This is a genomic window from Clostridium sp. OM05-6BH (assembly GCF_003481635.1).
In the GTDB taxonomy this organism is placed as follows: domain Bacteria; phylum Bacillota; class Clostridia; order Lachnospirales; family Lachnospiraceae; genus Butyribacter.
This window is the reverse complement of the sequence record NZ_QULH01000002.1, coordinates 156213-178624: the sequence shown is the minus strand read 5'-3', so window position 1 is coordinate 178624 and position 22412 is coordinate 156213. Positions and strand designations below refer to the sequence as shown.

Annotated in this window: 21 protein-coding genes; 2 read left to right on the top strand and 19 right to left on the bottom strand. The window is 42.1% G+C overall.

Going from position 1 to position 22412, the window contains the following annotated elements; translation table 11 throughout:
- Nucleotides 1-198: 198 nt before the first annotated feature.
- The 9 genes from DXB73_RS03300 to DXB73_RS03260 form a co-directional block, all read right to left on the bottom strand.
- The gene (locus DXB73_RS03300; RefSeq protein ID WP_182448184.1) at nucleotides 199-849 is read right to left on the bottom strand and encodes a class I SAM-dependent methyltransferase; all 651 of its coding nucleotides are present in this window, start codon (nucleotides 847-849) and stop codon (nucleotides 199-201) included.
- Nucleotides 850-1065: 216 nt separating this feature from the next.
- Complete coding sequence (gene nrdR / locus DXB73_RS03295) at nucleotides 1066-1518, bottom strand: transcriptional regulator NrdR (protein ID WP_022025446.1); 453 nt, start codon at nucleotides 1516-1518, stop codon at nucleotides 1066-1068.
- 125 nt (nucleotides 1519-1643) lie between these two features.
- Nucleotides 1644-1910, bottom strand: coding sequence for a YlmC/YmxH family sporulation protein (locus DXB73_RS03290; protein ID WP_347474464.1), 267 nt, complete (start codon nucleotides 1908-1910; stop codon nucleotides 1644-1646).
- A gap of 47 nt (nucleotides 1911-1957) precedes the next feature.
- Nucleotides 1958-2734 carry an RNA polymerase sporulation sigma factor SigG gene (gene sigG / locus DXB73_RS03285; protein WP_022025448.1) on the bottom strand — a complete coding sequence of 259 codons (777 nt, stop codon included), beginning with the start codon at nucleotides 2732-2734 and terminating at the stop codon, nucleotides 1958-1960.
- Nucleotides 2735-2790: 56 nt separating this feature from the next.
- Nucleotides 2791-3537, bottom strand: coding sequence for an RNA polymerase sporulation sigma factor SigE (gene sigE / locus DXB73_RS03280; RefSeq protein ID WP_022025449.1), 747 nt, complete (start codon nucleotides 3535-3537; stop codon nucleotides 2791-2793).
- Nucleotides 3538-3597: 60 nt separating this feature from the next.
- Nucleotides 3598-4365 carry a sigma-E processing peptidase SpoIIGA gene (locus DXB73_RS03275; protein WP_118690143.1) on the bottom strand — a complete coding sequence of 256 codons (768 nt, stop codon included), beginning with the start codon at nucleotides 4363-4365 and terminating at the stop codon, nucleotides 3598-3600.
- Nucleotides 4366-4714: 349 nt separating this feature from the next.
- A complete protein-coding gene (locus DXB73_RS03270) occupies nucleotides 4715-6724 on the bottom strand; it encodes an LTA synthase family protein (protein ID WP_118690142.1) in 2010 nt (669 codons plus the stop codon).
- Between the two features lie 52 nt (nucleotides 6725-6776).
- Nucleotides 6777-7529: an ABC transporter ATP-binding protein gene (locus DXB73_RS03265; protein WP_022025452.1), complete on the bottom strand. Its 753-nt coding sequence runs from the start codon at nucleotides 7527-7529 to the stop codon at nucleotides 6777-6779.
- Nucleotides 7530-7618: 89 nt separating this feature from the next.
- Entirely contained in the window at nucleotides 7619-8398 is a 780-nt protein-coding gene (locus tag DXB73_RS03260; protein ID WP_022025453.1) for an ABC transporter permease, read from the bottom strand.
- Between the two features lie 268 nt (nucleotides 8399-8666).
- Here DXB73_RS03260 and DXB73_RS03255 point away from each other — a divergent pair, with 268 nt between their 5' ends.
- Nucleotides 8667-9098, top strand: a complete 432-nt coding sequence (locus tag DXB73_RS03255; RefSeq protein WP_118690141.1) for a hypothetical protein — start codon at nucleotides 8667-8669, stop codon at nucleotides 9096-9098.
- 87 nt (nucleotides 9099-9185) lie between these two features.
- Here DXB73_RS03255 and dnaJ read toward each other — a convergent pair whose 3' ends face one another.
- The 4 genes from dnaJ to hrcA form a co-directional block, all read right to left on the bottom strand.
- Nucleotides 9186-10346, bottom strand: a complete 1161-nt coding sequence (dnaJ, locus tag DXB73_RS03250; protein WP_022025455.1) for a molecular chaperone DnaJ — start codon at nucleotides 10344-10346, stop codon at nucleotides 9186-9188.
- 17 nt (nucleotides 10347-10363) lie between these two features.
- A complete protein-coding gene (gene dnaK, locus DXB73_RS03245; protein WP_118690140.1) occupies nucleotides 10364-12241 on the bottom strand; it encodes a molecular chaperone DnaK in 1878 nt (625 codons plus the stop codon).
- A 66-nt stretch (nucleotides 12242-12307) separates the two neighbouring features.
- On the bottom strand, nucleotides 12308-12928 hold the full coding sequence (grpE, locus tag DXB73_RS03240) for a nucleotide exchange factor GrpE (protein WP_118506938.1): 621 nt from the start codon (nucleotides 12926-12928) through the stop codon (nucleotides 12308-12310).
- 28 nt (nucleotides 12929-12956) lie between these two features.
- Nucleotides 12957-13997: a heat-inducible transcriptional repressor HrcA gene (gene hrcA / locus DXB73_RS03235; protein ID WP_022025459.1), complete on the bottom strand. Its 1041-nt coding sequence runs from the start codon at nucleotides 13995-13997 to the stop codon at nucleotides 12957-12959.
- A 207-nt stretch (nucleotides 13998-14204) separates the two neighbouring features.
- Between hrcA and DXB73_RS03230 the strand changes: the two genes are divergently transcribed.
- Nucleotides 14205-16244 (top strand): flagellar hook-length control protein FliK, encoded by a 2040-nt coding sequence (locus tag DXB73_RS03230; protein ID WP_118690139.1) that lies wholly within the window; start codon nucleotides 14205-14207, stop codon nucleotides 16242-16244.
- Between the two features lies 1 nt (nucleotide 16245).
- Here the strand turns inward: DXB73_RS03230 and DXB73_RS03225 are convergent, their stop codons facing one another.
- The 6 genes from DXB73_RS03225 to DXB73_RS03200 all read right to left on the bottom strand — a co-directional run bounded on the left by DXB73_RS03225 (nucleotide 16246) and on the right by DXB73_RS03200 (nucleotide 22292).
- On the bottom strand, nucleotides 16246-16605 hold the full coding sequence (locus DXB73_RS03225; RefSeq protein ID WP_022025461.1) for a PilZ domain-containing protein: 360 nt from the start codon (nucleotides 16603-16605) through the stop codon (nucleotides 16246-16248).
- A 56-nt stretch (nucleotides 16606-16661) separates the two neighbouring features.
- Nucleotides 16662-18098 carry an Asp-tRNA(Asn)/Glu-tRNA(Gln) amidotransferase subunit GatB gene (gene gatB, locus DXB73_RS03220; RefSeq protein ID WP_347559508.1) on the bottom strand — a complete coding sequence of 479 codons (1437 nt, stop codon included), beginning with the start codon at nucleotides 18096-18098 and terminating at the stop codon, nucleotides 16662-16664.
- A gap of 71 nt (nucleotides 18099-18169) precedes the next feature.
- Nucleotides 18170-19633: an Asp-tRNA(Asn)/Glu-tRNA(Gln) amidotransferase subunit GatA gene (gene gatA / locus DXB73_RS03215; protein ID WP_118690136.1), complete on the bottom strand. Its 1464-nt coding sequence runs from the start codon at nucleotides 19631-19633 to the stop codon at nucleotides 18170-18172.
- A 26-nt stretch (nucleotides 19634-19659) separates the two neighbouring features.
- Nucleotides 19660-19959, bottom strand: a complete 300-nt coding sequence (gatC, locus tag DXB73_RS03210) for an Asp-tRNA(Asn)/Glu-tRNA(Gln) amidotransferase subunit GatC (protein ID WP_118690135.1) — start codon at nucleotides 19957-19959, stop codon at nucleotides 19660-19662.
- Nucleotides 19960-19988: 29 nt separating this feature from the next.
- A complete protein-coding gene (locus DXB73_RS03205) occupies nucleotides 19989-20924 on the bottom strand; it encodes a DUF1002 domain-containing protein (protein ID WP_182448183.1) in 936 nt (311 codons plus the stop codon).
- Between the two features lie 147 nt (nucleotides 20925-21071).
- Nucleotides 21072-22292 (bottom strand): LL-diaminopimelate aminotransferase, encoded by a 1221-nt coding sequence (locus tag DXB73_RS03200; RefSeq protein ID WP_118690133.1) that lies wholly within the window; start codon nucleotides 22290-22292, stop codon nucleotides 21072-21074.
- Between the last annotated feature and the right edge of the window lie 120 nt (nucleotides 22293-22412).

Below are 22412 nucleotides of genomic sequence, written 5' to 3'. Positions count from 1 at the left end.
ATAACTGGCATAAAAATAGCATGAAACCAATGGTTTTGGTATAATTGAGTTGTCAAAAAACAATTACAAACCGGAGGCTCACGCTATGAATAAAGTATAACACAAGAGACTCAAAATGATAAGCAGATTTCTAAATCTATCAAACTGTTTTTTATAAGTCATCCAGAATCATATAATCCTGTACCTCAAACACATCTGCTATTTTTTCGCAACGTGAACATAAAAATGAACACCATGTGTTTCTTTTCCTTTTCTCACATAATTAATTTCTTTATTCATTGACAGAATCTCAAAATCCTGAAGTAATCCAAACAAGTCATTTTCATCCACATAGCAATGCGGGATACCGACTTCATGTCCCTCCGTTGCTATCATCGTATATCCATCCACCGTTTTTTCTTTAACATAATGTGGATTATCCTTTGTATTGAATGAAATAAATGCCTCTCCTTTATCCTTCAAAACTCGATTTATCTCCCTCAATGCCTTAACAACTCCATCATAACTGGTATGATAGATTGTATGAAAACATATAACGCAATCAAAACTTTGATTTTCATATGATAGCTCCGTCATATCCTCCACTCTCGCATCTATATTATCGAGACCTTTTTCTTTTATCTGCTCTTTCACATATGTGATGCTACTTTCTGATAAGTCTATTGCACTCGCCTTAAAACCATTTTTTGCAAAGAAAAAGGCGTGCCTTCCCTTCCCTGTTCCAATATCCAATACTGAGTGATACTTTCTAACCCAGCTTAGTGCCACAGGTAAAAACTCTTCTGAAATTTCATTCCATGATTCAGACTTCACTGCATCCCAATCCCAGCCCTTATGCTGTATTTCCATGATAATCATCTCCTTCTCGTATTATATAGTAGTGTTTATAGACCCTCTCCAAGGTCTGTTTGTGCTATACTAATTGGATATATTGCGGATTGGTTCACACCTCCTACCACTTGATGGTTATAGGAAGGCTCCAACCACAGTCTCTTTGTATATTTGTTAATCAGTTAGATACCACAATTCAAGGTGCCTAGCTAAAATTTATGTGCGAAGTTTGAGTTATTTGTCTAAAATCTTTTTTAATTCTTCCATAAATGTATCGACATCTTTGAATTCACGGTAGATTGATGCAAAACGTACGTATGCAACTGCATCCAACTCTTCCAAATATCGCATAACGAGTTCTCCGATATAACTACTTGGTATCTCTCGTTCTTCCTTGCTAAATACCTTTGCCTCAACCTGATCCACAAGGTGGTTCATCTGAGGAACCGAAATCGGCCGTTTGTGGCAGGAACGGAATACACCTTTTTCAATTTTGGTGCGATCATAAGGTTCCCTGGTCTGATCTTTTTTGATCACTACCAACGGAATTGCCTCCACTTTTTCATAAGTAGTGAAACGTTTTTGACATTTATCGCATTGTCTTCTGCGGCGAATCGACATATTTTCATCAGCCGGTCTTGAATCAATCACTCTGGTATCATCTTCTCCACAAAATGGACATTTCATTTCTTACCTCTTTCCGCATACCACCGGTTAATCCGTTGTCGTGATATGCAATTGTTCTCTTCTGTTATTATAGAGAACACATCTTAAAAACGCAAGGCAAAACCCCTTTTTGTTACAAGGAATCGTCAATCCCATTTACATTTTTTGAGGCATTTTTCCGTATCCACTTGAACCAGCACTACATCCGATCCAATGCGGCAAACACACTGATAGGGGACAATGTATTCATGGTCTCGACCTAAGATTCCTAACACCTTGCAGGGTCCCGGAATAATGAGTGTGCAGATCTGCCCTGTTTTTTCATCAAAATCTATGTCACACACATTTCCTAAGCGTTCTCCATCACATACATTGATCACTTCTTTGTCACGAAGCTCACATAAACGCACCACTTTCCCCTTTCCACACGGACGATTTCTTATCTCTAATATATGATCTTTTATGCAAGATAATTCTTCATTTCCCGAAGGGCCTTCTTTTCCAGGCGGCTCACTTGTGCCTGCGAGATCTGAATCTCTTCTGCTACTTCCATTTGCGTTTTTCCTTCAAAATAACGCATATTGATAATCTGATGTTCTCTGTCAGCCAAACGGTCTATCGCTGCTTTTAAAGATATCTCCTCGACCCATTTTTCTTCTTTGTTCTTTTTATCACTGATCTGATCCAAAATGTATAGGGTGTCTCCGCTCTCTGCATATACCGGTTCGTACAATGAAACCGGACTTTGGATCGCATCCAGCGCAAATACAATGTCCTCTGCCGGAATTTCCAATATCTTTGCCAGCTCCTCAATTGTTGGTTCACGGTCCGACTGCTTCATTAGCATTTCCTTCGTGTAAATTGCTTTATAGGCAGTGTCACGGATCGACCGACTGACACGGATGCTGTTATTATCTCGCAAATACCGTCTCAATTCACCGATGATCATAGGAACGGCATACGTAGAAAATTTGACATTCATTGTAACATCAAAATGATCCACTGCTTTCATCAATCCGATGCAGCCAATCTGAAACAGATCATCAATATTCTCCCCGGAATTATAAAAACGCTGTATAATGCTAAGTACCAAACGCAGATTTCCTTTAATAAAAGTTTCTCTTGCAGCTCGGTCACCCTTACCAATCTTATCAAATAGTTCCTTTTTTTCTTCTTCGCTCAGTAAGGGCAGCTTTGCAGTATTTACTCCGCAAATCTCTACTTTATACATTCCCATAACCCTTCCTCCACGGCTTATTCTGTTATAAAGTAGGATTTACAAATTTATGTTTTTTATACTTGCTGCATGCGTAGGATTTCCTTTTTCAGCCGCTTCATTATCTTCTTTTCTAACCTAGAAATATAGGACTGGGAAATTCCCATCATATCTGCCACTTCTTTTTGTGTAAATTCCTTTCCATCCTTTCTGTCAATGCCAAAACGAAGCTCTATGATCGAACGTTCCCGTTCACTCAATAAACCTAACGCCTGTCTAAGCAGCCGTCGATCCACCTCATCTTCCAGGCCCTTTGAAATGACGTCTTCGTCCGTTCCTAAAATATCAGATAAAAGCAACTCATTACCATCCCAGTCGACATTCAACGGCTCATCGATCGACACTTCATACTTCACCTTGTTATTACGCCGCAAAAACATTAATATCTCGTTCTCAATACAACGGGAAGCATATGTTGCTAATTTAATATTTTTGAGTGGATTAAAGGTATTGATCGCTTTAATAAGACCGATCGTTCCGATAGAAATCAAATCCTCTACTCCTATCCCTGTATTCTCAAACTTTTTTGCAATATACACAACAAGTCTGAGATTATGTTCGATCAGACTGCTTCTTGCCTCTTTGTCATGACTGCTCCCTAGTTTTGCTAGTATTTCTTTTTCCTCTTCTGCCGAAAATGGCGCCGGTAATATTTCCGCTCCTCCTATGTAATGAATATCCGTACCGTTTTTACTTCGAAAGATTCCTCCAAATTCCGAAGCGATACGAAGTTGAAATCGATTCGCCACTGATATCTTAAGCATAACAATCCCCTTTCTGTGTTCAATGTTCCTATTATGTCAAAATACGACACTTTAATCTTGTTAATAGATCATTTGTATTTCCTGTTCTCCGCCCAGTTCATCACTAATCGCGACCGGCAAATGTACAATCGGTGTACGACCGGCAAACGTTACACTGTCAATGCGGTATACCGGCAAAATGCCACTACCGCCGATCGAATGGTACGGGATGTACACCGGATTCTGTGTGCGGTCTAACGACAATCCCGAAGCAAAATCAGCCGACAACACCGCTACTTTCTCACCGGTATACGGCGATACCAAGCCATTTCCCGTATCAAACAGTACACGAAGCACATATTCCCTGCCTTCATGACAAAGCACCGCCTGAACGGTTGTCTGACACCGCTTATACGCTCCTTGCAGTTCTCGCGCCAACACGCAAAAAGCAATGCCGATTCCTAACAGTCCAAGCAAGATAAACCAAATAGAATATCTTGGACTACTGCCCACTAATGCTCCAATAGCATGCAGCGCATTTAACAAACCACCCGTCACAAAAGCAACGATCAACAGTACTAACAGATCGGTTCTACGTTCTCTCCGGTCAAGTTCACGAAAGCCAAACCAGACCATTCCATATACTGTCAACAGACTGAGCAAAAATATCTGCCGATGTATCAAAAAAGATACTGCATAGATTGCCGTTGATAACACCGCCGCCAGGCAGGCACTCACTGCAATTCGTGATATGGAACTGCGTTTGCCTCGAAGAAGTCCTGTAATCCCCATTAGAAACAGGTTCAAAATCAGGTTCAGGATGAAGTAAACATCAAGATAAACTCTCATGTCTGTTTCCTTCCTCTCTTTCCGAAACCAAGTATACCGAATCCGGCCTGCGAAATATGTCAAAGCATGACAGATGCAGAAAAGATCTTTGACGGTTTTCGACAATAAAGGCAAAACCAGCGTTTTGCCTTGCAAGAATTGCTTATGCAATTCTTGTTGGCTTCACACCACATAACAGCGTTTTACATACAATAAAATAAGGCAAAACCAGCGTTTTGCCTTGCAAGAATTGCTTATGCAATTCTTGTTGGCTTCACACCACATAACAGCGTTTTACATACAATAAAAATAAGACAGTGCACCAATATGTGCACTGTCTTTTGACTTGTTATCTTAAATACACGTTATTTTATTTTTTTACCTGAGACGCCGGATATGCCTGCGTACTTGATAGCACAACACCGTCATCAGACTGCACTTCTACTACAAAAGCATTTGGTACATCTCTCGGCTCCGTAACTTCTGTTTCCGGCTCCCCGGAATCTTTTTTATCTGCTTCGTCCAGTTCGAATTCATCTTGAAGCTGCAAACATCCCGAACTGATCCATTCGGATTCCACCAACGTTCCATCATAATACACTTTGCAATATGGTGTAAAACCGCTGCCAACTACCCGGTAGCCACTTTTCGTCTTTTGAACCGAAGTTAGCTTCACCGGCTCTGTGCCCATCTGAAGCTCCGTCTGTTTAAACGGATTTTCACCGTCATACGCATAATTATCACCATACAACAGATCGTAAGACAATGTAGTGAGACCTGTCAAATACAATTTGGAACGATGTTTTGTCTGTTGATGATATTTAGTGATCATCCCTTCGTGAATCTGTATACGATCTAAGACTTCTGCATACAACTGGTATGCATGCAGGTTTTTCGTCTTTTTCTTAAGATTCATATTATCCCAAACGACATACTGCGTCTGGTAAAGATTGGCATTACTCAGATCGTCTTTCTGAATATCCAAGCTTGGCAAATGATCTCCATACAAAACCAATACCGTCTCTTCTTTCCGATTCGACAACTCTTTGATCAACGTATCGATCATTCTATCCACTTCATGGATCTCATTCACATAATACTCATATGCCTGCTCTTTTCTTTCTGGCGCACCAGTAACCTTGATCGTCGGGTCATCTAACGCAATACCATCGTATTTCCCGTGACTCTGCACCGTGATCGCCATCGTAAAATCCGGTCCCGATGTCGAATCCAGAGTTTTCATGATCTCCCGCGACAATACATCATCATTACTCCAGCCATTTGGACTATCCGTCAATCCATTCATATATTCCATAGAACAAAATGTGTCAAATCCAATGTTAGAAAAAACTGTATTGCGACCATAAAACGTCGCTTCATTGTTATGCACAGCATGCGTCGAATATCCCAGTTTTTTCAGGTCTGTACAGATACTTTCCGACGTCTTGCTTTTGAGCACTGTTTTATATGGGTATTCACTCACCCCAAAATCGTGCTGACGCATTCCTGTAAGTATTTCAAACTCCGTATTTACCGTACCGGCACCAACCGTCGGCACCGTAACTAAACCTGAACTATATTTTTTCTGCAGGCTATGAAATACCGGCAGCGGATCTTCTGAAAATTGCAGATTTTTCTCATAACCTACATCAAAAAATGACTCCAACTGAATAAATATAATATTCGGCCGTTTGTCTGTATTTTTTTCATCTTTCAGTGCTTTTGTAATCTTCTTCACAGACTGCTTGCTGTAATCCTCCGGCTTTTTTATTCCGGTATCCAGTATACTATTTGCAAAGCAATAAGCAAAACCGTAATTTTCATAGGCCTCTGAAATGTTTGTATAATGTGTGGAAAGTGCCTGCACCGAATTACTTGAGCGATGAAGGACAATAATTGCCACGCCAAGTGTAAGACAACACAAAATCGAAAAGATGATCTTTCGATGTCCATGTTGCTCATTCACAGGAGCTTTTCGAAACAAACAGATAAGACCTATTAAAACAACGAATATTGCAACAATGATCATTGCGATCGTAAATAGGTTCAAATAATGAGATGATACACTGATCGCACTCTTGATCAATGTAAAATCAACCGCCGAAAACGGTGTGACTCTAAAATGCAGGATTACAAAATTAACAATACCAAAAATAACCCACACCACAGAAATTGTGGTCAAAGCAAACACCTCACGCTTAAAAAACATTGCAATAGAAAGCGTTAGCATAATGATCAACGTATTAAACGCAAAAAGCAACGGACTATTTATGGCATATTTTACAGCCGCAATCAATGATTTTCGGCTTAATGCTTCAATCAAAAATTCCAAAACAATGGGAAGCAGAATATAAAAGCTAACATAACGCTTAACCTTCATTGTAAACAACCCCTCCTGTATGACTGCCAAAAACTTTTCCCTGATGTTTTCTTTATTCTGTCATGTTTTTGTATATACGTGCTACTTTATCTACCGGTCCTTTAGCAACCAGAACACCACTATCCAAAATGATTGCTTTGTCGCACAAACGACAAACCTGCTCCAAAGAATGTGATACAAAAAGTACGGTTACACCCTTTTCGAACATACTCATGATCTTTCGCTCACTCTTTGTCCGAAACTTCTTATCACCGACAGACAATACCTCATCCAATATCAATATATCCGGCTCTACAATTGTTGCAATTGAAAAACCTAGTCTGGATTTCATTCCGGAAGAATAGTTCTTGATCGGAACCTCAATGAACTCTCCCAATCCGGAAAAGTCGACAATCTCATCAAATTTTTCATCTAAAAACTCTTTGGAATATCCCAACACCGCTCCGTACAGATAGATATTCTCGCGTCCTGTATACTCTGAATGAAATCCGGCACCAAGCTCCAGCAGCGGAGCCAATACTCCTCGCGTCTGTACCGAACCAACCGTTGGTTTTAATACTCCGGATACAACCTTTAGCAACGTACTTTTACCGGATCCATTCAAACCAAGTACACCAAGTCGTTCTCCTTTTTTGATTTGAAAATCTACATCCCGCAAAGCCCAAAACTCATCGTATTTTAGATCGCGTCTCACAAATTTGATCAAATACTCCTTGAGATTATCTACTCTTTCCTGGCTCTGATTAAAACACATTCCTACGTTCTTTACGCTAACTGCTACATTATCTTTCACGATAACAACCATTCCTTTCCAAGTATCTGTGAACAACCGCCTTATCCCATGCCGCTCACTTCATTAAATTTTGTAATACAATGTTCTCTCAAGCATTATCTTTATACATACAAAATGAATTCATCCTGTTTCTTGTTAAAGAACAAAATACCAACGATCAACAATACTACTGAAATAACAGCAGATGTAATGCAGTAATGTGCATCTAACGGTGTTCCGTACAATACTGCCTCACGGAAGTTGGAAATACACATATATACCGGATTGACACCAAATATCCATCCATTACCTGTATTGATGACGCGGTCCGGCTGATAGAAAATAGCAGATGCATACATGATCAACATGGTAAATACCGACCAAATATACTCGATATCACGGAAAAATACATTTAAGGTCGCTAAGATCATACTGATACCCGTTGTCATGATCAGTAAGATAAACAGCGGTACAATTGCCTGAACTACATAAATGGTAGGCTGTACATGAAGAACGGCACCCACTCCTACTAACACAACAAGTGAGATCAAAAATGTAACAAAGTTCGATATGACCGTTGATAATACATAAATATACTTTGGTACATATACTTTCTTGATCATTGCAGCATTACCGCTGACCGCTCGAAGACCGGATTTCGTGCCGGATGAAAAAAAGGAATATAACAATCGTCCGGACAGGATATATACAGGATACTGTTCATCGTTGTTACCAAAGAATGTACCAAACACCAACGTCAATACAAGCATCGTGAGCAATGGCTCGATCAGCGTCCATAAAATACCCAAATAAGAACGACGATACTTCAACTTGATATTTTTCTTTACCAACTCTGTCAGCAAATACTTATATCGCAGAAAGTTTTTCAAATACTTTTTCATAACTGACTTGCTCTCCTTCATCATGTACAACTTTTGTACCATTGTTTTATCTGTTTATTCTGTATTGCATACGAATCCAGAATATCATTGCTAATTATATCATACCCCCCAAAAAAGTCAAACAATAGTTCCGAAACATCGCTTTTGAATTTTGGACAGCTAATTGCATCTTTCTCATTTCTGCGATATAATAGTACTTGCAGAAATTTTATTCTTTGTGAATAGGATCTACTGCTAAATTTTGAAAAGCCTGTGAGGAGTGCTTAACGTGATAACAAAATTGCCATTTTCCTTAAAATATGAGACCGGCTTAGATTATCCGATCACCATGTATGATCACCTTCCCTATCAGCGGGATTCTGATTACTGTAATGCTGAAAAGATCGGATTGAGCACCGGCAAGATTATTAAATACTATCTCTGTAACAACGAAACAGAGCCGCTGACGATCAACAATCATGATGATGAGATTGATGAACTCCTTCTTCATATTCAGTTGCAGGAGCAGAAGCACGCTCAGATCACAAAGGAACCGCAGCCGGAAACTCAACAAGTTTCTGATGAGATCACACAGGATCAAATTGAATCACTGTTAGCGGATAATACGGAAGAACCTGATGCTGATCCAAAGCCCATCACAGATTTTGAGCCTGCTGAGGAAACTATCGAACCGGAAATTGAATCGAGTGTTGTTTCTTAGATTTTTATAACGACAGATTATTTTTTGAAACAATTAATAGGCATTCACACATATGGTGTGAGTGCCTATTTTCTAATTTGCAGACCATTATTTCTTCTTTTTGAATGGACTTCGCTTCTCTTTGTGAGACTTATGACCAGTCTCCGGTTCTTCTTCCTTCTTCCCGTCCATTGCCTGATCAAAAGCTTTCAAAAGTTCTTTTTGCTCGGCGTTCATCTTTGTTGGTACCTGAACCACCAACGTTACATAATGATCGCCGCGTACCTGTTTATTCCGTGTTGTTGGAACACCTTTACCACGCAAGCGAACTCTTGTATCTGTCTGCGTTCCCGGTTTTACCGTATACATCACGTCTCCGTCGATCGTCTTGATACGCACTTCTGCACCCAATGCTGCCTGCGCAAACGTAATCGGTGCTGTGGAATAAATATCATAATCCTGACGTTGGAAGATCGGATGACGCCCAACAATAACCTGTACCAGCAAATCACCTCTTGGACCGCCATTGATACCTGGTTCTCCCTTATCACGAATACGAATACTCTGTCCGTTATCGATTCCTGCCGGAATGCTGACAGAAATTTTCTTTCTGCGGCTAATGTAACCACTTCCGCCACAATCCGGGCAACGATCCTTAATGATCTTGCCGGTGCCATGACAGTCCGGACATGCCTGAACATTTCGCACAACGCCAAACAATGACTGCTGTGTAAATACAACCTGACCCTTGCCGCCACACTTGCTGCAGGTTTCCGGCTGTGTTCCCGGTTTAGCACCGGTTCCGTGACACTTTGCACAGTCTTCTTTAATATTCAGTTCAATCTCTTTTTCGGTGCCAAAACATGCCTCTTCGAATGTCAAATGTACGGATACACGCACATTCTGCCCTTTCATCGGTCCATTATTGGCACTACGGCTTCTTCCTCCGCCACCAAAGAAATCTCCAAAAATATCTCCAAAGATATCTCCCATGTCAAATCCGTTAAAATCGAATCCACCTGCTCCACCACCGGCACCACCATCAAATGCTGCATGACCGAATTGGTCATACTGGCGGCGTTTGTCTGCATCGCTTAGAATGGCATACGCTTCAGAAGCTTCCTTAAACTTTGCCTCCGCTTCTTTATCACCCGGATTCATATCCGGATGATATTTCTTGGCCAATTTACGATATGCCGATTTAATTTCCGAATCGGAAGCGGTTTTACTTACGCCTAATACCTCGTAATAATCTCTCTTCTCTGCCATTTTCTAAACTCCTGCTTTTATACTTCACGGTATTCACCGTCTACCACATCATCATCTGCACCATTGTCTGCTGTACCTGAGCCCATATCCGGACCTGCGCCTGCACCCATATCAGGACCTGCACCTGCTGCCTGTGCACCTTCATACATCTTCTGGAACACATTCTGTGCACTCTGCATCAATTTCTCATTTGCAGCCTTGAGCTCTGCAACGTCAGCCTCAGAAACATTCTCTGCATCTGTCTTCTCAACCAATGCTTTCAAAGCATCAATGTCAGCCTGAACCTGTGCTTTCTCGTCAGCACTGATCTTATCGCCAACTTCATCCAATGCTTTCTGTGTCTGGAACACAAGACTATCAGACTCATTTCTTGTATCAACAGCTTCTTTACGAGCCTTATCCTCAGCCTCAAATTGAGCTGCTTCCTGAACAGCTTTCTCAATCTCATCATCAGACATGTTAGATCCAGCTGTGATCGTAATGTGCTGCTCTTTGCCGGTACCAAGATCCTTAGCGGATACATTTACAATACCGTTGGCATCAATATCAAACGTAACTTCAATCTGTGGAACACCTCTTCTTGCCGGTGGGATACCATCCAAACGGAACTGACCGAGTGACTTATTATCCTTGGCAAACTGACGCTCACCCTGTAATACATTAATGTCTACAGCGCTCTGATTATCTGCTGCCGTTGAGAAGATCTGGCTCTTCTTTGTAGGGATTGTTGTATTTCTCTCGATCAATCTTGTAGCTACGCCGCCCATTGTCTCAATAGCCAAAGACAGTGGAGTTACATCAAGAAGAAGGATATCGCCTGCTCCGGAATCTCCGGCAAGCTTACCACCCTGAACGGATGCACCTAATGCAACACACTCATCCGGGTTCAATGACTTACTTGGATCATGTCCGGTAAGCTGTTTTACCTTATCCTGAACTGCCGGGATACGGGTAGAACCACCGACTAACAATACCTGACCAAGCTCAGAAGCCGTGATTCCGGCATCTCTAAGTGCATTCTGTACCGGTGTAGCTGTTCTCTCTACCAGATCATGTGTCAGCTCATCAAACTTAGAACGGCTTAAATTCATATCAAAATGAAGTGGGCCATTCTCGTTCATGCTGATGAACGGAAGGTTGATATTTGTTGTTGTTGCAGAGGAAAGTTCTTTCTTCGCCTTCTCTGCAGATTCTTTTAATCTCTGAAGTGCCATCTTATCATTGGATAAGTCAACGCCGTTTTCTTTCTTAAATGTCTCGATCATGTACTGTGTGATCTTCTCATCAAAGTCATCACCACCAAGACGGTTATCACCGGATGTTGCTAATACTTCAATGACACCATCACCGATCTCGATAATAGATACATCAAATGTACCACCACCTAAATCGTATACCATGATCTTTTGCTCTTTCTCATTGTCCAAACCATATGCTAATGCAGCAGCTGTCGGCTCGTTGATGATACGCTTTACATCAAGACCGGCGATCTTACCGGCATCTTTGGTCGCCTGACGCTGTGCATCGTTAAAGTATGCAGGAACTGTAATAACAGCTTCGGAAACGCTCTCACCTAAATAGCCCTCAGCATCAGCCTTTAACTTCTGCAGGATCATTGCGGAAATCTCCTGTGGAGAATATTTCTTATCATCAATTGTTACGCGATAATCTGTACCCATATGTCTCTTAATAGAAGAAATGGTCTTGTCAGCATTTGTAACTGCCTGACGTTTTGCAGGCTCACCTACCAAACGCTCACCATTTTTAGTGAAAGCAACTACAGACGGTGTTGTTCTGGCACCCTCTGTATTGGCTACTACGACCGGTTTTCCACCTTCCATAACAGCAACACATGAATTTGTTGTTCCTAAGTCAATACCAATAATCTTACTCATAGTAATTACCTCCTAAAATGCAATGCATATTCTTGCTCATTTAACATAAAATTCAGGGATATTCCCTTAATTAACTACCTTTACCATACTATGACGAACAACGCTGTCTTTGTACATATAGCCTTTCTGCATTTCCTCGGCTACCGTGCCACTCTCCAGCGCATCATCATCAACCATCATAACTGCGTTGTGAAGATTCGGATCAAACTCTTTGCCAACTGCATCGATCGGCTTTACACCAAGAGCATCAAACGCAGTGAGCATCTGTTTATATACCAGTTCCATTCCCTGTACGAATGGACTCTCCTTGTCTTCCTCAGCAACTGCTAACAAACCTCTCTCGAAGTTGTCGATTACCGGAAGCATCTTTTCTACAACATTCTTTGCTCCCATTTCAAACATCTGAGACTTTTCTTTCTCGGAACGCTTGCGGAAGTTTTCAAACTCTGCCAATTGGCGAACTCTTTTGTCTTCAAGATCTGCCAGTTTTTCTTCCAGGGCTGCTGTCTTTTTATCTTTTTTCTTATCGAAGAAAGATTTCTTTTCTCCGGCACTCTCTTGTGCCTGCTCAGCCTCCGATGTTTCCGTACTTTCCGCACTCTCTGCTGTCTCTGCAGTCTCTGTTACATCCTCTGCTTTTACAGCTTCCTCTTCCTGATGGATCGTCTCTTCTTTCTTATCTTTCATATCTGCCACTTCGTTATCACCTCTCTGCTTATTGGTCCTTAAATATGTCATCAAGCTGCGCCATAAGCGACTGCAGCGTTCCAACGACCTTATCATAATTCATACGCTTTGGTCCTACGATACCGATCTTACCATACACACCTTCATGAATGCGGTAGGTTGCGGTAACCATAGAACAGTCTTTCATGGATGCCACCTGTGTCTCATCACCGATATACACTTGAATATCATGACTTTCTTCGGAAGGCTTCGTATTCGTTGATGGAATTTCAAGCCAATGCCCGATCTCCTGCTTCTCTTCGAATGCAACCAACAGATCTTCTACATTGGACTTATCTGACAATTCCGGATATTTCAAAATGTTTGTGGCACCACTCGTATACACTTCCGGATCATCTTCACTCGTAAGCACATTACCGATCACTTCCAGCACAGAATCGATCACAGTACTGTCACTCTTCATTTGCGCCTTGATCTGAGAGATCAGTGCTAAATTCATTTCCGTCACGTCCAAACCATTAAGTGCTGTGTTCAACACAAAATTTAACTTGGCGACGCGTTCTGGATCAAGCGGCTCATTAATGCGTATCATCTGATTCTTCACATGATTGTTATCGAGTACGATAACTGCCAGCAAGCTGTTCTCATCAACTTCCGTCAGCTGAATGAACTTGACTTTTTTACTCTGGTAACGCGGTCCTGAAACCATTGTCGCATAGTTGGTATTGGTTGCCAAAAACTTTGCAACCTGCTTCAGCAAAAGATCCATCTTGTCTGCCTTCTCTTCCAAAGCATCTTTAAGATCCGCCACCTCGTGCGTCTTGTCTTCCAGCATGGTATCTACATAAAGTCGATATCCTTTGTCAGAAGGAATCCGTCCTGCAGAAGTATGTGGCTGTAAAATATAACCCATATCCTCCAGATCTGACATTTCATTACGAATGGTCGCTGAACTGAGGTGAAGATCCGTATCCTTGGAGATAGTTCGCGAACCAACCGGCTCTCCGGTATCTAAATAAGTTCGTATGATCGCCTGCAGTATCTTAAGTTTTCTCTCATCCAGTTCCACCGTATCACTTCCTTCCTGTTTTGTTAGCACTCTTTATGGTGGAGTGCTAACATCTATAGGTAAGATAGCACTCTACATGATTATTGTCAAGTATTTTTCTGTATTTTTCGAAAAAAATTACCTACAAAGGTTTTTCTATAGAAATTCTTTGCTCATACCGATATAATAAGAGACGAGAACAATAAATAAGAAAGGTTGGACAAAAAAATGGATCACTCGCGCATTAATCCTTATAATACGAATAATACTTCGCAGTCCCGCAGCACAAACACGTCTTCCTCTGCTATGACCGGTAACGGAGTTCGCCGTGGCAATGTTCCGGGGAATGCTTCTGCGCCCTCTGTTCAAAAATCCGGACAGTTTGGCGTTGTAAAAGCTGCCACCAGTCTGCAGCTGGGCGATGTGATCAAGGGCGAAATATCGGATCTTACCGGTAACGAGATTACCCTTACCTTAGAAAACAATACAATGATACGCGGTCAGATTTCTGACAGTTCCTTATTATCAATCGGACAAACTGCTGCCTTTAAGCTGGATGGATTATCTCCGGCCGGTGTTATCCTATCTCCCGTAAGCGGTTATACGGAAAATGAATTAACGCTGATCAATAAGGCACTGCAGGAAGCAGGACTCCCCGCTTCAGAGCATAATCAGGCTGCCGTTAAAGCGTTGATGGATAATCTGATGCCGATCAATCGCGAAGCGATCCAACAGTTAATGCAGCAGGCCTTCGATATGAAGAGTACCGATATGGGTACTCTCGCTCTAATGAAACGTTTAATGATGCCTGTTACCCCGGACAGTCTCGAGCAGTTTGGCAATTACAGGCAGGGAATCCATACATTGACGGAGCAATTAAACAACTTTGCCGGAGAGCTTCCCGTATTGCTTCAGGCATTGTCCGAAAATGGTTCTGCTTCATTGGTAGCAGACTTTGCAAAGCAATGTCTTCAGATCACCCAACCACTTTTCACGGAAACCTGGGATGGTTTGACAGTTTCATCTCTGTCTGAACAGGATAAAGAAACCCTTCTCACGCTATTATCACAAACAGAACTTCCGGAACAGATATTAAAAGCTGCCTCTGATGGCACACTGTCTGTTCAAGATGCCCTCAAGCTTGTCAAAGATGCTATAGCAGCTCAAAAGGCCGTTGCGGATCAACAAAGTTCCAAAGAGCCGGAAAATGTGTCTGAGGATCCCAATATCCCGACTGATGCAAAGGCATCGTCCACAGAGACGGAAAACACAGGTATATCCAAACTATTTCATTCCCTACAAGATACCGTCAGCCATTCTTTATCGGATACACTTGGAAAATTCCGTGCAGGACAGTCTACATCGGTTACGGAAGAAAATACAGATAACGAGACTCTGCTTCGTTCACTGTCGGAATTGACTGAGACGGATGCCTCTGCCAGAGGACTGGTGCGTTCTGTGTTATCCGAGGATGCAAGATCTTCATTTGCAGCACTGCTTAGCAAGCTGCCGGTCAGCCCATCTTTTTTGGCACAGATCCTATCCGGCAATGCTTCTATTCAGGAAACGATGCATGTACTCAAAAATGTTATCCCTCTTTCGGATCCTTCATTACTAAAAGAAGTTTTGCGATCTGATGAATTTGCGTCATTATTTGCTAAAAGTTTGGAAAACAACTGGAGTATCACCCCCGATCATCTATCTCAAAAGGGACAGCCGGGTATGTTTTTGGAACAGATCCAGTCTCAAATGCATTCATTAGAACAGTTGATCGGTTCTTCCCTTTCCGGGTCAGACTCCAGACAATTCGAGCAAAATGCGCACGATATACAAAGTAATATACAATTTATGAAAGAACTAAACGAAACGTTCACCTATCTGCAACTGCCGATCAAACTGCCAAGTCAGACGGCAGGCAGTGAATTATATGTTTACACGCAAAAAGAAAAACGGCAGGCAGATCCGGAAAAGATGCGTGTACTGCTCCATTTGGATCTGGAACATCTTGGAAAACTAGAGATCAGACTCGATAAGGATCATCAAAACATTGCCGCCAACTTTCGTCTTGACGACGAATTTAGCGTGGAGCTGCTCCGCAAAAATGCAGCACTTCTAACACAGAATTTAGCAGATATGGGATATCAAACGAATGTTCAAGTAACAAAACAAGAAGAGGCACCGGTTTCGATGGATGACTTTTTGAACACCCGGATCAAAACCAATGCCACAGAAGAAATGAAACGTTTTTCCTTTGATATCAGAGCGTAGATCATTCTGCGCTCTGTTCTATTTCCTCAAAAATATAATCAAACACGGATGCCATCCCTACAAATTCGCAACCATAATTGAAAACACCATCTGCATGCTCCGCCTGACGAATAATACGCACAACACAATTCAAACAACGATCGTGTTTCTCAAATTCCAATCTGGCATTAAAATAAAATCCAATTGGAAGCATACTCGATGATAAAAATCCAATGCCGTCTTTTGAAATATCAATCACCTCAATTGGTGCATTAATATTATTAACTTTGACATTATCCTGCTTAAACAGAGAAGATACTTCCAAATTCATCTTGGTCGGTATTCGTTTGCTTCTCCGTTGTTCCACTCTATTTGTACTCACGACACTCCTCATTTCTGCACACTAAGGTTTTACGGGATCTATCTGGTGTGCACAGATCACCCCTGTAACAACTCTGTCAAAATCTGATTGACCATTCCCGGATCTGCTTTACCCTGTGTTGCTTTCATTGTCTGCCCCACTAAGAAGCCGATCGCTTTTTTCTTGCCGGCACGATAATCTTCCACAGACTGCGGATTATTTGATACGATTTCCTCAATGGTTGCTCGAAGTGCTCCATCATCTGCAACCGTGCGAAGACCATTTTCCTCAACATACTGCACCGGATCAATGTTTTCGTTGAATATGTGTTCAAACACCTCTTTGGCAACAGAACTATTGATTGCGCGCTCCTCCGTAAGTCCGATCAACTTGGCAAGATTTTCCGGAGAGAACGATAACTGCTCCGGTTCCAGATCTGCATCTTTCATCAGGCGCATCGTCTCACCCATAAGCCAGTTAGAAACTTTCTTCGGTACATGACAGATTTCTGTCGTCTTTTCGAACAGATCTGCCAAATGCTTATTGCCGGTCAAAATCTTAGCATCATACTCCGGAAGTTTATATTCGTCCATATAACGCGCCAGTTTCTCTTCCTGCAATTCCGGCTGTCTTGCACGAATCTCATCCAGCCACTCATCACTAATAATGATCGGCACAAGATCAGGCTCTGGGAAATAACGATAATCCTGAGCATCCTCCTTAGAACGCATTGCATAAGAATATTCCTTCGCATCATCCCATCTCCTGGTTTCCTGAACAACCTCTTTGCCTGCCTCGATCAAATCAATCTGACGTTCTCTTTCGGACTCGATCGCACGTGCGATTGCCTTAAAAGAATTCAGGTTTTTCATCTCCGTTCTCGTTCCAAACTCTGCTGCTCCTACTTCACGCACGGATAAATTGACATCAGCACGCATCGAACCTTCCTGAAGTTTACAATCAGATGCACCTAAATACTGAATGATCATTCGCAGCTTTTCCAAATAAGCGATCACCTCTGACGCTGAGCGCATATCCGGCTCTGATACGATCTCGATCAACGGCACACCGGAACGGTTGAAGTCAACTAAAGAGTTTTCGCCCCACTCATCGTGAACCAATTTACCGGCATCTTCCTCCATATGGATCTCATGAATACCAATTGTCTTTCTTGCACCATCTTCTGTCTCAATCTCAATACCACCATTACGACAGATGGGAAGATAAAGCTGCGATATCTGATAATTCTGTGGATTATCCGGGTAGAAATAGTTCTTACGGTCAAACTTACAATTTTGTGTGATCGTACAGTTGGTAGCAAGACCAACTGCTGCTGCATATTCTACTACTTTTTTATTTAATACCGGCAAAGAACCCGGCATTCCGGTACATACCGGACATGTATGTGAATTTGGTGCTCCACCAAATTCTGTAGAGCAGGAACAGAAGATCTTTGTCTTGGTCGCTAACTCCACATGAACCTCTAATCCTATGACTGTCTCGTATTGTTTCATGATCTGTCCTCCATTATATTTCTTCCGATACCTTGTAGCAAAGTATCGTTCCCCGTTTCTTTTCTCACCGATTATGCCATCGGACTATGCTCATACGATCTTGTCTGCTCATATGCATATGCTGCACGAATGATCTTGTTCTCCTGGAAACAATCACCGATCAATTGCAATCCGATCGGCAGACCTTTCGAATCTTTGCCACATGGAACAGAAATTCCCGGAAGACCTGCAAGATTTACAGAAATCGTATAAATATCTCCCAAGTACATCTTTAACGGATCACTCAGACTCTTACCAAGCTCCGGTGCCGTCGTCGGTGCAGCCGGACCTAAGATCACATCATATTTAGCAAATGCTTCATCAAACGCCTTTTTGATCAACGCTTTGGTACGAAGTGCCTTCAAATAGTAGGCATCATAATAGCCTGAACTAAGTACAAAAGACCCAAGCATGATACGACGTTTTACTTCTGCGCCGAATCCCTCTGAACGGGATTTCTTATACATCTGATGCAACCCCTCATAAGCATCCGTACGGTAACCATATTTCACACCATCAAAACGTGCCAGATTCGAGCTTGCCTCTGCACAGGCAATGACATAGTATGCAGGAATTGCATACTCTACTAAGCTAAGATCAAACTCTTCAACAATAGCACCTTTCTTTTCTAATTCTTTGGCTGCCTGAAGCACAGCAGCTTTCACTTCCGGATCAAGACCCTCGCCAAAGTAATCTTTCGGAATACCAATGCGCATTCCCTTCACATCATCTACCAAAGCATCTGTAAATCTCAGATCATCACGCTGTACGGAAGTGGAATCTTTCGGATCATGGGAAGCGATCGCTTCCAAGATCATTGCACAGTCTGTTACGTCCTTGGCAACCGGTCCGATCTGATCCAACGAAGATCCGTATGCGATCAAGCCATAACGCGATACCGTTCCGTAAGTTGGCTTAATACCTGTTACGCCGCAGAAGGAAGATGGCTGGCGAATAGATCCGCCGGTATCTGAACCGAGGGCAAAAGAGCACTCCTCCGCTGCAACAGCGGCACAAGAACCACCGGACGAACCTCCCGGCACATGCTTTGTATTCCAAGGATTTTTGGTCTCGCCATAAGCAGAAGTTTCTGTTGTACTTCCCATGGCAAACTCATCCATATTTGTTTTTCCAATAATGACGGCCCCTGCTTTCTGCAAGTTGAAAACCGCCTCTGCCGTATACGTCGGATAAAAATTATTTAAGATCTTCGAACTACAGGTTGTAAGTATTCCCTCTATGCACATATTATCTTTAATTGCTACCGGTACACCCGCCAAAGGGCTGTCTGCATATTCTCCGGCTTCTATCTGTTTTTGCACGTTCTCTGCCTGTGCCAAAACCTTATCCCTGTCCACAACCGTAACAAAACTATTTACTGCAGTCTCTTTGGCTGCGATCGCATCAAGTGCTTCCTGCGCTGCCTGAACTGCTGTCACTTCACCTGATTTAATTTTTCTGCCAAGCTCAGCCGCTGTCAAACTCATTAAAGACATGCTTTTTCCTCCATTTCTGTTTTATACTAATCGCCCAAAATAGTTTTCGGCACTACGAAACTGTCTCCATTGCGTTCCGGTGCATTTGCCAATGTGTTTTCTCGTCCATCGTGTTCATTCACTTCATCCTCGCGAAATACATTATGAACCGGGAATACATGTGACAACGGCTCTACACCGGATGTGTCAAGCTCACCGAGTTTGTCAATATAATCCAACATCTCTTCCATATCTTTTTTGGCATTTTCCTTCTCTTCCTCGGAAAGCTCTAATTTTGCCAAAATACCAACGTACTCTATTGTTTCATCCGAGATTACATTTGCCATCGTTTTACCTCCATTTCTGCATACATTTCTTATCCAAATAATCCAGAGAAGAAACGTACGATTGCTTCAAATATATTTGCAAAGAAATCGCCTATCTTTTGTGCAAGACCCTTTGTATCTACATTTGACAGATCGATTCCTGCATCTTTCAATTTATTATAAATCTCACCAGCCTGTTTCTTCAATGCATCCACATTAACATCCACTTTAGATACTTTTTGCATCATAGTAACAAGCTTGTCTACCTCGTCTTCCGGAACCTCAATACCCAGTTCCTTAGCAGAGGATTCAACTGCTTTTTTTATATCTTCACGCTTCGTCAACCGCTGGGATAATACTTTTTCCTTGGCGGCTGCGATCAACTGTTCTGCCTTATCACTATCACCAACCGCTTCTGCAAGATTAGCAGTAGCCACCAGCTCATTCGTTGCTGCATCCATCGTATCTTCTGAAATTTCTTTACCGGTCATAACAGAATATGCCTTCATAGCACCAACCAGTGCAGATGTTCCGGAAATCTTAAACGGTCCGGTAACTTTGACCTCTGCATCTTCCAATCCCGCGGTTACAAGCGCATTGGTATACATACCAGACGTACAATAACTGATATTATCCGTTGTTACATGTACTCCGCTGCCCTTCTCGGTCTTTACGACCATTACAGAAGACAGAGCACGCTTTCCGATCACGGAAGATGCAATATAATCACCAAGATATTCATGTTCTTCTTTGTTTGTGATCTTAATCGTTTTATAATTTTTTAAATCGGATTTTGTAATACCAAACGAATCCATGACCTTCTGCTTTTCACTTTTAGACAGATCCTCTCCAAAAGCGATATAGCGATCATAGCTTGTATCCTCTTCCTTCACTTCGGCATCCGCCATCACTGTTTTCGGTAAACTCACGATAACAAGAGCCATCATAAGCAGACCACAGATTCCTTTTAAATAATTATGTTTCATCGAAACCTCCAACCTCTCAATGCCCCATTCGTAGGGTTGTCTATAGTAGATAGGGAAAACGGACAGGAACATGAATTTTTCTGTCCGTTTTCATTGTCTCACTGCAAGCATCGATCGACTCTCCGCCGCCGTGTGAATATTTTCTATTTATGCTTTCCCATTTTTAATACGATCCATTGCCTTAACTGTATTTTCGGCACTGCCAAATGCAGTCAGTCGGAAATATCCTTCACCGCTCGGACCAAATCCGGAACCAGGTGTTCCGACAATATTAAGCTCCTCTAACAGGTAGTCAAAGAACTCCCAAGAAGTCATCTTATCCGGTGTCTTCAACCAGATATATGGTGCATCTACACCGCCAAACACTTCATAACCGGCAGAGATCAATCCATCACGGATCGTCTTAGCATTGTTCATATAATATGCGATCTGTTCACCCGTCTGCTTCTTACCTGCCTCTGAATATACTGCCGCACCTGCTGCCTGAATGATATATGGAGCACCATTGAACTTCGTGCCATGACGGCGTGCCCATAAGCTGTGCAATGTAACGTCTCCACATTTTAACTCTTTTGGAATCACCGTAAATCCAAGTCTTGTTCCGGTAAATCCTGCATTTTTAGAAAAGCTTCTAATCTCAATGGCACATGCGGTAGCACCTTCGCACTCATAAATGCTGTGTGGAACATCCGGTGTTGAAATATATGCCTCATACGCTGCATCATAAATGATCACTGCGCCAACCTTCAAGGCATAGTCAACCCATTCCTGTAACTGGGATTTTGTAATCGTTGTTCCGGTTGGGTTATTCGGAAAACACAGATAAATAATATCCGGTGTCTCTGTTGGTAATTCCGGGCAGAAACCATTTTCCTTGGTGCATGGCATATAGATCACATCCGACCATTTCTCCGTCTTAGCATCATAAGTACCGGTACGGCCTGCCATTGCATTCGTATCCACATATACTGGATATACCGGATCACATACGGCAATCTTATTGTCTACTGAAAAAATATCTCCAATATTACCGGAATCGCTCTTCGCACCATCGCTGACGAAAATCTCATCGGCAGAGATCTTACAGCCGCGTGCCTTATAATCATTTTCCACGATCGTAGTACGCAAAAATTCATAGCCCAGATCCGGAGCATATCCCTTAAAGGTTTCTGCATGTGCCATCTCATCCACTGCACTATGCAGACGCTCAATGATCGCCGGTGCAAGTGGCTGTGTCACATCACCAATCCCTAACTTGATGATCTCTTTGTCCGGATTTGCCGACGAATATGCTGCAACTTTCTTTGCGATCGTCGAAAACAAATAACTTCCTGGTAATTTTAAGTAATTGTCATTAATCTTGTACATGGTTACCTCCATTCTGTCAAAATGTCCGAAAACATCCTTATCCTTATAGCCGATACCATTTTACACGAAAACAAAATGTATTTCAATACAAGAAAAAGAAAAACCGAAGCTCTTGATTGC